This window comes from Pseudomonas sp. LBUM1659 (genome assembly GCF_059716045.1).
This window is the reverse complement of the sequence record NZ_CP166797.1, coordinates 1,025,956-1,040,814: the sequence shown is the minus strand read 5'-3', so window position 1 is coordinate 1,040,814 and position 14,859 is coordinate 1,025,956. Positions and strand designations below refer to the sequence as shown.

The 14,859-nt window shown below is 55.8% G+C and carries 10 protein-coding genes; 6 read left to right on the top strand and 4 right to left on the bottom strand.

Annotation, left to right across the window (positions count from 1 at the left end):
• Positions 1-163: 163 nt before the first annotated feature.
• Positions 164-958, top strand: a complete 795-nt coding sequence (locus ACA048_RS04600; protein ID WP_497628113.1) for an IclR family transcriptional regulator — start codon at positions 164-166, stop codon at positions 956-958.
• A 33-nt stretch (positions 959-991) separates the two neighbouring features.
• Here ACA048_RS04600 and ACA048_RS04595 read toward each other — a convergent pair whose 3' ends face one another.
• The 4 genes from ACA048_RS04595 to ACA048_RS04580 form a co-directional block, all read right to left on the bottom strand.
• Complete coding sequence (locus ACA048_RS04595; protein WP_497628112.1) at positions 992-3,409, bottom strand: dermonecrotic toxin domain-containing protein; 2,418 nt, start codon at positions 3,407-3,409, stop codon at positions 992-994.
• Between the two features lie 139 nt (positions 3,410-3,548).
• The gene (locus ACA048_RS04590; protein WP_497628111.1) at positions 3,549-6,110 is read right to left on the bottom strand and encodes a LuxR C-terminal-related transcriptional regulator; all 2,562 of its coding nucleotides are present in this window, start codon (positions 6,108-6,110) and stop codon (positions 3,549-3,551) included.
• 140 nt (positions 6,111-6,250) lie between these two features.
• Positions 6,251-7,618: a DUF1329 domain-containing protein gene (locus tag ACA048_RS04585; protein WP_497628110.1), complete on the bottom strand. Its 1,368-nt coding sequence runs from the start codon at positions 7,616-7,618 to the stop codon at positions 6,251-6,253.
• A gap of 23 nt (positions 7,619-7,641) precedes the next feature.
• Positions 7,642-9,435, bottom strand: coding sequence for a DUF1302 domain-containing protein (locus tag ACA048_RS04580; RefSeq protein WP_497628109.1), 1,794 nt, complete (start codon positions 9,433-9,435; stop codon positions 7,642-7,644).
• Between the two features lie 650 nt (positions 9,436-10,085).
• On the opposite strand from ACA048_RS04580, the gene ACA048_RS04575 reads away from it, so the two are divergent.
• The 5 genes from ACA048_RS04575 (at position 10,086) to ACA048_RS04555 (ending at position 14,636) form a co-directional block, all read left to right on the top strand.
• Positions 10,086-12,116 carry an S-type pyocin domain-containing protein gene (locus ACA048_RS04575; RefSeq protein WP_497628108.1) on the top strand — a complete coding sequence of 677 codons (2,031 nt, stop codon included), beginning with the start codon at positions 10,086-10,088 and terminating at the stop codon, positions 12,114-12,116.
• Between the two features lie 70 nt (positions 12,117-12,186).
• Positions 12,187-12,546 (top strand): IS66 family insertion sequence element accessory protein TnpB, encoded by a 360-nt coding sequence (gene tnpB, locus ACA048_RS04570; RefSeq protein ID WP_024647222.1) that lies wholly within the window; start codon positions 12,187-12,189, stop codon positions 12,544-12,546.
• Between the two features lie 18 nt (positions 12,547-12,564).
• Entirely contained in the window at positions 12,565-14,097 is a 1,533-nt protein-coding gene (gene tnpC / locus ACA048_RS04565) for an IS66 family transposase (protein WP_497370897.1), read from the top strand.
• A gap of 32 nt (positions 14,098-14,129) precedes the next feature.
• On the top strand, positions 14,130-14,369 hold the full coding sequence (locus ACA048_RS04560; protein ID WP_497628107.1) for an HNH endonuclease signature motif containing protein: 240 nt from the start codon (positions 14,130-14,132) through the stop codon (positions 14,367-14,369).
• A gap of 3 nt (positions 14,370-14,372) precedes the next feature.
• On the top strand, positions 14,373-14,636 hold the full coding sequence (locus ACA048_RS04555; protein ID WP_497628106.1) for a bacteriocin immunity protein: 264 nt from the start codon (positions 14,373-14,375) through the stop codon (positions 14,634-14,636).
• The last annotated feature ends 223 nt before the right edge of the window (positions 14,637-14,859 follow it).

The window sequence follows — 14,859 nt, the reverse complement described above, 5'->3', positions numbered from 1 at the left end:
GAGCCTCCTGAACAGGGAGAAGGCGATGACCTGTCACTCTGTTGCAGAGGTTCGGCACGCCTGGGTTATTTTTATCGTAATCTAATTACGCATAACGTAATTTGATTGGTATTGACCGTCAAGCTATAAAGACGCCCATTCGTCCCGGGATCAGACCGCCTCCATGGAAACGCCGCGCAACAACGACAAACAAAAAGTCCGCTCGGCCGAGGTCGGCACCGACATTCTCAAGGCCTTGGCCGAGTTGTCGCCCTCGACCTCGCTTTCGCGCCTGGCTGAACACGTGCAGATGCCGGCGAGCAAGGTTCACCGCTATTTGCAGGCGCTGATCGCCAGCGGTTTTGCCGAGCAGAACACCGCCACCAACCATTACGGCCTGGGCCGTGAAGCGTTGCGCGTGGGGCTGGCGGCACTCAACAGTATGGACGTGCTGAAAGTCGCTGCCCTGCCCTTGGCCGAACTGCGCGATGAACTGAATGAGACCTGCTTTCTGGCGGTATGGGGCAATCAGGGGGCGACCGTGGTGCACATCGAACCCGCCGTGCGCGCGGTGACGGTGGTGACGCAATTGGGGTCGGTGTTGCCGTTGCTCAGTTCCTCTACCGGTCTGGTGTTTGGCGCGTTTTTGCCGAAGCGCGAAACCGTCGACTTGCGCGAGCAGGAACTGCAAACCGTAACCGCCCATGCGCTGGCGGACGATCAAGCCTACGCAGCGTTGTGCGAACAGATCCGCGAACGTGGTCTGCATCATGTGCATGGTTTGCTGATGCCCGGTGTCGACGCATTGTCGGCCCCCGTCTTCAATGCGGTCGGGAACGTAGCGGCGGTCCTGACCATTGTCGGCCCGACCTCGTTGTTTCACGCCGACGAAAACGGCCCGGCGGCGCAGCGTTTGCTGGCGGCGACGCGGGCCGTGAGTTGGCGGATGGGGTATCAAGCCGACGATGTCAGTCGCTGAGCCAGACGCGACATCGGCGATCAGTCATTGCCGCTAGCTGATGGTGGTTTTGCTGGTGATGCTCTCAGGGTCGTCGAGAATTTCCTGAATGGCCTCCAGCGCCCGCTCATGCAATCGCGGTTGCCCGGTTATATCAGCGAACAGTTTCTCGACGGTATACACATCACCCAGCAATCCGATCAGGTCTTTCTGCAATTTGGTAGCCTTCGACAGCCCATAACCTGCCTTGCCCAGGGTCGCCAACTCAATCACCGCCTTCGCGAAATGACTCAGGGCTTTGGACCGATTGCCCTCGGTATAGGCGTGAACACCTTGCACCAGATTCTGAGTCAGCAAGGCGACGCTCAATGCGATACCAACGGGGGCGTAGACAATGGCGATGACGCTCACCGCTGATACCACGGCGTTGTAAACCAGGCCGGTGATGATCTCTTCAAGGCTTTGCGTTTTCTCGTCGACATCAGAAATGACCTTGGTCAACACGTCGTAATAGCACCAGTACAAATCCGTGATGCGACTGTTACGCTCCAGCCTCGGCGCCTCGATAAAATTGGCAACCTGCTCGAGATCCGTCAGATAAGTACCGACCTGCGGCTGGTATTTCCCGAACACCCGATCATAAAAATAGTCACCCAGGCCGCGGGTTTTCACCGCACCCACGAAGTCCTTGAACGGCCGCAGTTCACAGCCGTCCGGTGCATCGGGCGTATACAGATATTCCTCGATCTTCCCGGCAACATGCAGCCTGAAGACGAACGCCCCGACGACTAAACGTCCCCTCAGATGAAGTTTGTACAGCGCACTGTGGCGCACCTCGTCAGGCGCCTCGCCCACCGGACTCGTCGCTTGCGGATGATCGAACGCCTCGACGACCTTCACCAGTTCCTCGAAGTGTTCCTTGGCCAATCGGCCTGTGAACAGCGCCTGCATGATTGCCACGCGCATCTGGCGTTGCATGATCGCCCTGGATAACTGCTGCTTGAAATAGCCTTTGGAACGGTCGATGTAATTTGTCCGCAACATGTCGATGTACTTTTCGCCAGGACGCAACACTCTCGAGTGTATGGCGAGATCGTTGATATGGAGATTACTGACAGGCGGGTGGCCAGCCTCAACAGTAAAACGCGGGTAATGGGACTTTTGGTTCTCCGCGTAAAACACCACTTCGCCGACAATTAACTGCGTCAGCGTCATCTTTTGTTCCGGCGTAATTTCCACATAAATATGATCTGGGTTGATCTCAGTACGCTCGCCTGTGGTCAGAAGGTGTTCTTCTATTCGTTGTTTGATCAGTTGATGGCAAAAACGCTCATAGCTGACAAAGCCACCCTCACGTACTTCAATTGTTTTCAGTGCGCGGAGCTCGCAATTGATCCGGGTAAAATTCTGGCGCTGCTGATCGGTCGCGGTGCGATAACCATAGGGAATGTGATTTTCTTCCTGAGCCATGAGCCAGGCCCGTTGGTTGTAAACAATCGAATTCAGAACTTCGGCCCCTGAGTAAGGGGTAGGCGCGAGCGCCACACCTCGCCACAGATTGGGCAGTTTGAAGACCTGTTTCAGATAACCACTGACTGCCTCGCGATCCACTGCATGGGAGCGCCATAGCAGATAGTCGCGCCCTTCTGGCATTTGCGTCCATTCGCCGATATCAAGACTCAATCGCCTGAGGGAAGGCAGTTCATACCAGTCCTGTGCGCCAGGTGAATCAGGTGCATACAGCAGCCAGTTGTCCTGACTCGAGCTGCCGATGGCAACCAGCTCCAGGAGTGGGCGGGTATCGTCGCGCAGCTTTAATGGCGCAATCATCAGGTTCGCATCCCCGTCCACAGCACGTTGAACCCGTTGAAGACTGGCGTCGCCGAGATGCCCCTGGAGCTTCGCGCCAAAGGCACTCAGCAGCAATTGATGCCGGGTGACGCGGGTCATGGTGGCAAGAACCTCGTTACGCTGGTAGATCGCCCGAAGTTCAGCGCCATAGACAGCGCGCACGTCTTCGGTCAGTACTTTCTCCAACCATTGCTGGTTCAATCCGGAAGGAAGATCCTCACCGAAAAAAGTGATCCACCCCCGCCAACCTTCCTCGTGCAGTCCACACATCAGCAAATCCGTCAGAGAGCGCTTGTCCTCCTGCTCGACTCGGCTCCCGGCCACATCGAAGATGTAACGGCTAGTGGTCATCACATTGTCGGGATCCAGCGTGCTGCCAAATTCCAGTTGCAGCAACTGACTGGCAATGCTTTTTGCGTAGGTCTGCAGACTGGCGTGTGCTCCTAATTGTTTATCCAGATCAGCCTGACTGGCAATCAACTGTTGTTCAAGTTCGACATAATTAAGTTGCTCACTAACATCGGCACGTTCAAGCCACTGCGGACGACTGCCATTAGTAACGGGTAAATATTTATTCATGACGTTCATATTGCTGCCCTTGGTTAATAAAAAAAACAGCACGAAAAACTCGCACCGCCAAAATTAACCCAAGACCCAAAAACACCGAAACCACTAAGCAATACCAACTATTTACAAATCAAACCACATGTAAAAATCCAAGCTTTAAACATCAAGCCCGGTGCTTGGCTGATAACCTGAATCAATCCCACAACCCCAACAACTTAGCCTTCGCCACCGCTTGCGTCCTGCGCTCAACCCGTAACTTTCCATGTATGCGCCGGCTATGGGTTTTAACGGTATGCAACGATATGAACAGTGCATCGGCAATTTCTTGATTGGAATGACCAAGCGCAATCAGCTTTAAAACTTGCAGCTCACGCTGACTTAATGTTTCCGTTGCATCCGCACGACTGCAAAGTTGATTGCAAGACAACAGTGAAGTCTGCTCATCGTGAAACAACAAGGGCTGACGCAGGTTTAACTCATTTAACGCCTGGAATGTTTGATACCGGGCAACGTTGCGTACTCCCTCCTGCAACACTTCACTGGCCTTCGTGGTTTGACCGCCCAGCCAAAACACTTCTGCCAAAGCCAGTTCTAATTCGGTAGCGAGCGCCCACATTCCATGCGTCTGCGCTTGTTTCATCAATGATTCAACCTGTGCTGCTGCGTCAATTGCATCCAGCTCTGAGCGAGTTCGGGCGAGGATCAACAAATACTCGATGCGCGGAATCAGCTCAAGAGTGGCCGGGGGCGCCTGCCGCGCTTGGGGGCCGCGATAGTGATTGAGCACACGACTCAAGGCCTCGCACGCCAGTTCGGCACGTCCCTGTTGCAACCAGAAATGACTACTGATTTGCAGCAGGACGCCGCGATATACCGTGTCTGGAATATGCCGTTGCTGCATCAGTCTCTCTGCGTCGCGCAGCAGGACGAACGCCTGGGCATAATCGCGCTTATTAGCCGCCACTTGTGCCAGACCAAGAAAGCCGTAAAGCACACGTTTGTCGTGGCTGCGTAAGCACTGCTGCAGCCCGGCCTGAAAAAACGCCTCGGCGCATTCATCGTGTCCTTGGCACAATGCAAGCCGACCCCGACGTAGCGCGATCCGTCCAAGCAACGGCACAGGTCGCTCGACTGGCTGACTCAGCAACTCATGGATGTTCGCGAGCAAACTTTCCGCACGCAGGGGAGCGCCACGCTGTTCAAGCAATTGCGCATGATCGAGTTCCAGGAGCCCTTCAAAAACCAGCGAACCTTGTGCACGCGCCAGGCACAAGGCTTCACGATTCATCGCCTGCGCGACGTCAAGCTCGCCCCGCAGCAAGGCTTGCTGAGTCAATCCCGACAAGCACATCACACGCACCGTCCAGAGCTCGGGGCCGAGGTCGTTCAACGCATCGAGAAAATGTGCGCGCGAACCGTCCATCCGCCCCTGCAAATGCAGGAGCCACCCCTGTTGCGCCTGCCACCGTGCAACCAGTTGCCGCTGCAGAATCGCCGACGGCTGCGGAGTGAATCGCGACAACTGTTCGATGCACTCGGCGGCTTGTTCGAATCGCCCGGCAAACAACGAGGCCGCCGTGATCAAGCCGACCAGTTGCGGTGAGCCGAACATAAGCTCTTCGCCTTGATGCTCATATAAACGCAATAACAGCACGACGGTCTGTTCCTCGAACAAGTGCTCGAAACTGAAGTGCTGCAACAAGCTCACGGCGACTTCGAATTCTTCAGCCAGCAATGCCTGTTCAAACGCTGCTTTCCAATCCAGTTCAGTGGCGAACCACTGGCAGGCACGACGATGCCAGGAGCGCCCGGCAGGCCATTGTTCATTGCGCATCAATTGCGTAAGCGGCGGGAAAATCTGTAGCCAGTCGGTCGAATCTTGCCAGGGTTCAATAAAGCACCCCAGTTCCTGCAAGGTCTTGAGGCATTGCGCGCCCTCACCCACGCCAAACAGGTGATCGCACAGCCGTGCATTGAATCGTGGCAAATGCGCGAGCACCCGCCAGACCTCGGTCAATTCCGGGGTCAGGGAGGTGAACAGTTCATGTTCAAGGTAATCGAGCAACGTGTTCGGTCGACCGTGCAGCGAGTCGTTGCGTGACCAGTCGCACTTTTGCAGCAGCGCCACGCGAACCCCGGCGCACCAGCCGCCGCTGTGCTGGATGATCTTGCTGGAGGCGGTGTGGGCATCGGCCGGCGTCAGGTGGTGCAACAGCGAGGCGATTTCAGTTTGATTGAAGGCCAGCGCGGAGCACTCACATTCGAACAGTTCGTCATCGAGCAACAACCGTGGCCAATTGCATTGCGGGCGACGGCGGGTCCCCAGCCACCAGATCAACATCGGGTTGCTGACGGCCAGCATGCGATCGAGCAGTTGATCGAGTTCCGGGTTCGGGACGCGGCAATAATCGTCAAGAAACAGCCAGGTTGGCGATTGCAAACGCGCCAGCGCGCGGAGCATCGCGGTCTCCTCCGATGACGCCAGCCCCATTGACTCCGCCAGACACTGGCGAAAGTCCTCCGCGCTCATGGCAACACCCGACAGTGGCAACCAACACACCCGGCACTGCGGCGGTGCCTGCAACAGGCAGTCGGCGAGCAGCGCCGACTTGCCACTGCCGGCCGGGGCGCAGATTAATTTCACCCGTGCGGTCGAGCCCAGCAACGGCTCGCTCAAGCGATCACGCGACAGGTGATGCGAAGAGAGACGGGGCAAAAATCCAGAACGGTCCAGACATAGAGTCATGGCGGTCATTGCGGCGTGCCTTTTTATAATTGTGGGGCAACCCTAGACCTGTCCAACCCGCTTGTTGAGAAGTATTCAGGACGCTGATTGGCGCCCATAAAAAAGGCGACCACCCGGTCGCCTTTTGCCCTGCGTCTGTATCCACCGCCTTACCGGACACCCTCTGCACGCAACGCCGATGGCGTGAAGTCGGCAGCCTTGGCTACGAAGCCAAACTCGTAACTGTGTTTCTCTTCGTTCTTCATTCCAAGCGCGATGTATCGGCCGGCAATAATGTCGTAGAGCGCTTCCAGCGTATAAGCCTGAGCCTGGTGATCGTAGACGTACTGAGAATGCCCCTCAGCCACTCGCCACAATTGACCGCGACCGTCGTAGTGATCCACCAGCGCTGCTTGCCAGCTGTCTTCGTCGATGTACATGTGGCGCTTGGCGTAGATGTGGCGCTCGCTCGGCTTGACCGTGCCGATCACTTCCCAGACGCGGTGCAGTTCATAACGGGTCAGGTCCTGATTGATGTGGCCCGCCTTGACGATGTCGTCGTATTTGAGGCTCGGCGAGTCGAGTTTGTAGCTGTTGTAGGGGATGTACATTTCCTTCTTGCCGACCAGTTTCCAGTCGTAACGATCCGGCGCACCGGAGAACAGGTCGTAGTTGTCGGACGTGCGCAGACCATCAGAGGCGGTGCCCGGTCCGTCATAGGCCACTTGCGGGGCGCGACGTACACGACGCTGCCCGGCGTTGTAGATCCACGCCAGACGCGGTTCTTTGACCTGATCAAGGGTTTCGTGCACCAGCAACACGTTACCCGCCAGACGCGCCGGCGCGGTCACCGACTGTTTGAAGAAGGTCAACACGTTGGCGGCTTTGTCCGCGTCCAGATCCTTCATCAGTTCCGGGACGGAAATTTCTTCCTCGAAGCGGATCGGCGTGTAACTGCCGTTCGTTTGCGGGGTCACTTGGGTGATGATGCGTTTGATGTTGCCACCGTGGTAACGGGTGATGTGGTTCCACAACACTTCGACGCCGTTCTTGGGAATCGGGAACGCGTAGTAACGTTCGCCCGTGAAACCCGCCAGGCCGTTACCGTCGTTGATGGTGGTCACACTCAGTGCGCTGCGCTTGGCCGACTCGAAGATTTCCGGCGGCACGGTCACGGTGCGGTGGGTCGGGTAAACCGGAATCTTGTAGGTTTCCGGATAGCGCTTGAACATCGCCACCTGGCCTTCTGACAACTTGTCCTTGTACTTGTCGACGGTCGCAGCGGTGATGACAAACAGCGGTTTTTCGCTGGCGAACGGGTCAGACAGGAAGCCTTTGCTGTCAACGGCGCCAGCGTTTTTCGGGATGCCACCGGTCCAGGCGGGGATCGAGCCGTTGGCGTTGCCAGCCTTCTCGGCACCCAGCGGTGTGAGACTGGTGCCGAGTTTGTTCGCTTCTTCCGGCGAGACTGCCGCCATTACGTTGGCAGCCAGCAAGCTCAGAGCCAGGGCGCCGCATTGCAGAATCATCTTGCGCATTGAAATCATCCTTCTCAGTCAGATCAGAAGTTCACGCCGAAACTTAGCGCCACGAAGTCGCGGTCTTCGAGGACGTTGTAGTTACCGCCAAAGTAATCGGTGTAACTGAGGCTCGCGGTATAGGTATTGCGGTAGTCGGCATCGACACCGACGCTGACCGCCTTGGAGCCTTTGTTGAACACCCCGTTAGGGGCGTAGCCGGCAACGTCGTGCGCCCAGGACAAGTTGGGTTTGAGGTTGACCCCACCGATCACGTTGGCGTAGTCAAGGATTGCCCGGGCGCGATAGCCCCAGGAGGTCGAGGTCACGAAACCTTCGGTGTCGCCGCCGAAACCATACTGGCCGTAGACCGAGTCGCGGCCATAACGCAATTCGCTGCGCGGCTCCAGACCACCGACGAATACCGCTGCCGCTTCACCGACAATTGTCAGACGTTGAGCGCCCAGTACCTGGTCGAAAAACTGCGTCATGGTGCTCTGGATTTGCGTGACTTCCTTGCGGCGATAGCCTTTGTTGTCACCGCCAGGCGTCGTGGCGATGGGCGATGCGGCACCGCCGGCAATCGGGTTGATCAAGGCCAGGGTCAGGTCGTTGGTACTGACCTGCACCGGTGCGTTGGGGCGATAGCTGATCTCACCGCTCCACGCTGTGCCGGTAGGCAAGGTGGTGGAGAAACTGGCGCCGTAGAGTTGAATGTCTTCGGGGTAGTCGAGGTAATACTGACCGCGCCCCAGCATCACACTTTGGGCCAGACCCGCACCGCTACCCGGTGCCAGACGGTTGGCAACGGCAACCATGCCCGGCAGGCTGGCCAGTGTCGACGCGCCGGCCGTGACGGTGCCGACATTGGGTGTGCGGCTGTGGTAGTTCATGAAATACAGGCCGTACTCGGTGTCATCACCTAGCCAGCGCAAGGCGGTACCCCACTGTCCGGAATCCCGCGCATCGCGGTCGCCGCCACGGGGAACGACCACACCTTCGCGGGTCACCAGAATCGGCTGGCCGAACGCTGCGGCCACCGGCGCCAACGGAGCAATCGCGGGACTGCCGACGGTGTAATTGTTGTTGCAACCATCCGCCACTACGTCGACAGCGAAGAAGGTGCCGCAGTTGTCGACAACAGTCTGGTCCCACTCCAGTTGGTAGAACCCGTCGACCGAGAGCTGATCCGTCAGGCCTTGGGAGACGTACAGCATGTTCACCGGAATCAGGCCTTCCTTGATCTCGGCACCCGGACGACGAAACGCAGAAACGTCAACCGGGTTGATGCTGTTGATCGAGTTGCCGATGAAGGTACTTTCCCCCCAGCTCACCACTTGCTTACCGGCGCGCACGCTGCCCGGAAGGTTGGCGATGGCATAGTTGTGATAAACGAAGGCGTCGAGGATTTGCGAGCCTGCGGACTTGGCGCCTTCCTTGCGGCCGTTGTCGCTGATTGGCTTGAACGGGCGAGTTTCGTCCTCCAACTCGAAGTCGTACCAGTACTTGCCACGAACGAATACACCGGTGTCGCCATACTTCAGTTCGAGGTCGTGAATGCCTTTGAAGATCTTGGAAAAGGTTTCGCCTTTCGTGAAGTTCTGCCGCCCGTCATCACCCGTCGATGACTGTCCGGTCCCGCCGTTGACAATGCCCACCAAAGAATCATCGGCATCGCGCATGCCCCAACTCGCGCCGACGGACAGTGAGGAGTCAAACGACCCCTCGATCTCCCCGATATTGAATGAAACAGCCTGCGCCTGGGCACAGCAGCCCAAGGCAACCGCAGCGGCCAGCGCGTGCGGTGTGAAGATGGCGCGCATTGTTGTTTTTGTCATGCGTCTTCCCCGGTGAGTGACAGAAGGCCCCACCCTACTGCCGCAACCCGGGAGCGATAAGCGCACCAAGGAGGTATTCGCGGTGTACCTCTAAAGGATGAATGGCCAGACAGGACGCGGGTTTGCGCGGGGCATGGATGGGCTGGATGGAGGGTTATCAGTCAGATGCATGGGTGAGGTTCAAGACGGTATCTACACATTCCTGTGTGAGGCGGGACTGTTACCCAGACTGCAACACTGCATGTCGCGAACCGCTATTTTTCCTTTTGGCTCAGCGGCTTATTCTTGCCGGGCTTTCACGGTGATCAGCCGGATCGCATGAAGCAATGGTGTGAGATCAGTCCACGCCATTGGCGACAGATTTCAGATGAGTCGACGCTCAATCGATTGATCGCCCTGTGTTCTCTGACGTTGATTTGAAGCTCCTGATCCACGTCTTACTTTGGCCGCTGCGTTTGCAGCGGCCTTTTTTATGGGCAAGGAAAAAAGAAGTTTCTGAATTTAACGCGGGATAAATCTTTAGATCTGGATAGATGCAGTAACTACTTACTATCCAAAAAGAAAACGCCTACACGTTTCACAGACCCAACATTTTAACCCCTGGCATAAGCTTTTTTTCAGCGAGCGACAACCACTCATGGAAGAACGATATGTCAGAGAAACAAGCTCCCCCGCCGACCTCACATGTTGCCGGAAAACATGGAAAAATTGAATTACCGACAACTTATGTTGGCAAACAACCAAAGCCTGGAACAAACCCAACAGGAGGTGAATTTCGCGTCCCGCCGACGCGCCCCGGAGGAATTGGCTCCAGCCTCACGCTAAACGAACAACTTCGACGCGAAACCCGGGATAATATTAAAGTTACGGAGAGCTCCGTAAAAGCCGAACACAGTGCAAAACTTCATCACTTACCAGGATCAACAGAAATTGATCTGGCAAACCTGAGAACTCAACATCCGATATCAATAACGAGTCCAACACAAGCGTATCAACACGAACTCAACATCAGGAATTTATTAATCCAACAAAAGACAGCTGAACTACACACCCAAACTTTAGTAGCCAATTCTTTCTATGGACACAGTCCAACCAACAAAACAATTGGTGACTATTTAGCCAAAGCTCAAACGCTTGAAAGACCTGTAACACCTCACGGGCCCGTATATGCAAGGTGGGTGGCCTCCTATAAAGCCGCTTACTCTGCAAACTTCCTAACAGAGCAGATTCAACTTTTACATACCCAACAAATACATGTGCAGAACCTTCTTGTAGCTACTCAAGCGCAAGAACAACGACAACTAGAAGCGGAGCGCGAAGCTCATCGAGTGGCGGCTGAATTGGCGCGCGTAAATGAAGAGGCTGCGGCAAGAGCTCAAGAGCAAGCGCGACTTGCCGCTTTGGAGAACGCGCGACAAGTGGCGGAGGAACAGGCTCGAGGGCAAGCAAGACTTGCCGCATTGGAAAGCGCACGGCAATTGGCGGTTGAGCAGGCGCGGATTGCAGCAGAAGCGGCAGCCCGGCAGGTCGCTGCGGAACGGGCGCTTCTCGAAGCACAAGCCGAAGTCAAACGGCAGGAAGAAAAGGCACGCGAAGAACAGGAGGAAAAAGAAAGGAAGGAGGCCGAAGCCAAAAAACATGCGCAAGAGCTCGAACGATTCAGAGCGATGGTTGCGATGTTCAAATCATGGGAAGCCGCCAAAGCGAGTCGGCCGTTTCCCGTATCAGGCCGGTCAGCCGCAGCGGGACCGGTGTTCACCTTGGCATCGGGGCGTCTCGCCACTGGCGTAGCGACAACCCAAGCCGTCAGGTCCGCACTGCACACTGCCGTTGCCGCAGTAACAACAGTGGGCACCGCAGCGGCAAGCGCCGTACTGGTCGGATTTGCGGCGCTACTGTTTCCTTCGCCGCTGGCTGACGGTGAAAGACGTCAACTGAGCACCCCGCTTTCGGATCTTGTCCCCGACGACTTCCATACCTGGAACCTCGCTCTGACCGAGTACCAGCCCAACGAGCTCCACGCCTTAAGCATCCCGCTCTCGGATCTCGCACAGGGCAATCTTGATGACCTGTATGCAGTAGCCCAGGTCGATGGAGAGGTCAGGCTGCCGGTAGCGATCGGCTCCAGATCAGTGGGGAACATAACCGAGTTCGTTGTCGCTGCCACAAACGACACATCGATACCTGGCAACGTCCCGGTGCGACTCGCCACTTTCGATCCAGCCGCTAATGCGTACAAGTCTTACAACCCGGATGCCCCGTCCATCGGCATGACCTGGACGCCTATCGTCAGGCCGAACAACGCGTCAACCACCCTCCCCGCAAGCGAGCGGAACATTGCCGTTTATGACGGCACGACCCCAACCGCCTTGGAAGGGAGGGTCGATGAATTTCCAGATCTGGATCTGTACAGCTTTGGTGGGTTTATCACAGTCTTCCCGGCTGAATCGGGTATCCCCCCGATTTTTACTATGTTCAGGGATCGACGGAACGAACCGGGTGTTGCCAGTGGTTCCGGACAGTCGGTTTCGGGAAATTGGGTGGGTACGGCCTCGACGCTGGGAGGTGCGCCGATTCCCAGGCAGATTGCGGATAAACTTCGAGGGAGGGAGTTTTCAAGCTTTAAAGCGTTTCGCAGAGAATTCTGGAAGTCTGTCGCAAACGAAGTAACCGCTCCATGAACCCCACATTCAAAGCCGCCAATTGATCCCGGATGCTGTGCTCCCGATTCCTTTCTGGAGCCCATCCGCCATGATGCGACCCGACGCAAAAGTCGAAAAAGTGTATCTGTACCCCAAGCCCGTCGACTTCCGAAAATCCATTGATGGCCTGGCTGCGCTGGTCGAGCTGGACATCAAGGTCGCCGTGTTTGACCCGGTGCTCTTCGTCTTCCTCAACAAACCGCGCAACCGCGTGAAGATTTTGTACTGGGAGCGCAACGGCTTCTGCCTTTGGCTCAAGCGCCTTGAATCTGAGCGATTCAAAACATCGCCCGATGCCACCGACGAGGCGATTGTCCTAACTGTTCAGGAACTCAACTGGATGCTCGACGGTTTCGACCTCTGGCGTAACCGTCCTCATCAGGTTTTGACGCCGCGATTCGTGGCCTGATTCGTTATAATCCAGGGCATGATTTCAATGCCCAAAGATCTTCCTGACGATCCTGCGCTGCTCAAGCAATTGCTAGAGCAAATGCTGCTTGAGCGCGAGTCTAACAAGGGCCGTATTGTTCATCTTGAAGAAGAAAACGCGCTGCTGCGTCAGCGCCTGTTCGGACGCAAGTCCGAACAAACAGCCGATCCGGCCACGCCGCAGTTAGCTCTTTTCAACGAAACTGAAAGCATCGCCGAACCCGTCGGCGAAGACGCTGAAGAAGAGGTCGTCGGTCCAGCCAGGCGTCGCGGTAAACGAAAGCCGCTGCCCGCCGACCTGCCACGTATCGAAGTCATCCACGAACTTCCCGAGGATGAACTGACTTGCGTTTGCGGCTGCCGCAAACACGCCATTGGCGAAGAAGTCAGCGAGCAGCTTGAAATCGTGCCGATGCAGATTCGCGTTATCAAACATGTGCGCAAAGTTTATGGCTGCCGCGATTGTGAGACGGCACCGGTCACTGCGGATAAGCCGGCTCAACTGATTGAAAAAAGCATGGCCAGCCCAAGTGTTCTGGCGATGCTGCTGACCACCAAGTACGTGGACGGTCTGCCGCTTCACCGTTTTGAAAAAGTACTAGGCCGCCACGGCATCGATATTCCGCGCCAGACCCTGGCTCGCTGGGTTATCCAGTGCGGCGAGCACTTCCAGCCGCTGCTGAATTTAATGCGCGATAGCCTGTTGGCCAGCCGTGTCATCCACTGCGATGAAACACGCGTACAGGTGTTGAAAGAGCCTGACCGAGAGCCGAGCAGTCAGTCCTGGATGTGGGTGCAAACCGGCGGCCCGCCAGACAAACCGGTGATCCTTTTCGACTACTCCACCAGCCGAGCGCAGGAGGTGCCGTCGCGCCTGCTCGAAGGTTATCGCGGCTACGTCATGACTGACGATTACGCGGGTTACAACGCGCTGGGAGCACAGGCCGGAGTTGAACGTTTAGGGTGTTGGGCTCACGCACGGCGTAAATTTGTCGAAGCGCAAAAAGTACAGCCCAAGGGCAAGACAGGACGGGCCGACATCGCATTGAAGTTGATCAGCAAACTATATGGCATCGAGATCGCCTACAAACGGAGTGGTGATGAGGCGCGGAAAAGAGGCCGCCAGGAGTTGAGCGCCAGCGTGCTGAGTCAACTGAAAGACTGGATGCTAAAGACGCTGCCGTACGTGACTACACAGAACGCATTGGGCAAAGCCGTCAGCTACTTGGCAAACAACTGGAACAAACTCGAGCGGTACGTCGAGGAAGGTTACTTGCCCATCGACAACAACGCCGCAGAACGTGCAATACGGCCGTTCGTTATCGGAAGAAAAAACTGGTTGTTTAGCGACACGCCAAAAGGGGCGACGGCTAGCGCTCAACTTTACAGCTTGGTCGAGACTGCTAAAGCCAACGGCCAAGAGCCCTATGCGTGGCTGCGCCACGCACTTGAGCGCCTGCCAATGGCGGCTTCGGTGGAAGATTACGAAGCCCTGCTACCTTGGAACTGCGCACCCCAATCTCATAGCTAACCGCACCGCCCACCTTTGACTAGGTGGGTTTTATGGAGCGCTTACCAAACGAACAACTCCTGTTTGATCAGTTCACACAACTCAACAAAACTGATGTGAGAGATGGTTTATCGCCGAGTGCATTGCCTTCAGAACAAGTGGGTGGACGAAAAAAATTTGAGATACACCACGTCAAACCGATCAGTGAGGGCGGCGCGGTCTACGATCTAGATAATCTTCGTGTGCTAACACCAAAGCAACACATCGAAACCCACTCTAAAAAGGAGAAATAAAGCATGATTCTTAAAAGTAAATTTGAAGATTACACAGAATCTGAATTCGCAAACCTTATTAATCGCCTGTTTAAAGGAGGGTTTTCTTCGGAAGAAGAACATGATGCAATTGTTGACAACATCGTAAGCACTTCAGAACATCCAAACGGAACAGGCATCTTGTATTACCCTGAACCGGGCGTTGAAGACAGCCCTGCCGGTGTATTAAAAGCGATCAAAGAATGGCGAGCCGCCAACAGAAAACCAGGCTTTAAAGCTGAAGATTAAAATACTAACAAGGGAGCAAGCATTGTAGCTTGCTCCCCTTATACCTTCTCGCCAGTCGAATGCTCTGCCACCGGAGTTAGTCAAACTCTATTTATCTACAACCTACACATCCTTCGGAAAGCGACTACAGGATTCTGTAACCACGCGAAGCGCAACAACAATTAAGGTTAACTACAGCTCAGCCACTAACACTCATTACGCGCTGACTTTAACTTAATTAATT

Coding starts and splice junctions, on each gene's coding strand:
- ACA048_RS04585 (WP_497628110.1), bottom strand. CDS start 7,618: ATGCGCAAGATGATTCTGCAATGCGGCGCCCTGGCTCTGAGCTTGCTG.
- ACA048_RS04600 (WP_497628113.1), top strand. CDS start 164: ATGGAAACGCCGCGCAACAACGACAAACAAAAAGTCCGCTCGGCCGAG.
- tnpC (WP_497370897.1), top strand. CDS start 12,565: ATGATTTCAATGCCCAAAGATCTTCCTGACGATCCTGCGCTGCTCAAG.
- tnpB (WP_024647222.1), top strand. CDS start 12,187: ATGATGCGACCCGACGCAAAAGTCGAAAAAGTGTATCTGTACCCCAAG.
- ACA048_RS04555 (WP_497628106.1), top strand. CDS start 14,373: ATGATTCTTAAAAGTAAATTTGAAGATTACACAGAATCTGAATTCGCA.
- ACA048_RS04560 (WP_497628107.1), top strand. CDS start 14,130: ATGGAGCGCTTACCAAACGAACAACTCCTGTTTGATCAGTTCACACAA.
- ACA048_RS04590 (WP_497628111.1), bottom strand. CDS start 6,110: ATGACCGCCATGACTCTATGTCTGGACCGTTCTGGATTTTTGCCCCGT.
- ACA048_RS04580 (WP_497628109.1), bottom strand. CDS start 9,435: ATGACAAAAACAACAATGCGCGCCATCTTCACACCGCACGCGCTGGCC.
- ACA048_RS04575 (WP_497628108.1), top strand. CDS start 10,086: ATGTCAGAGAAACAAGCTCCCCCGCCGACCTCACATGTTGCCGGAAAA.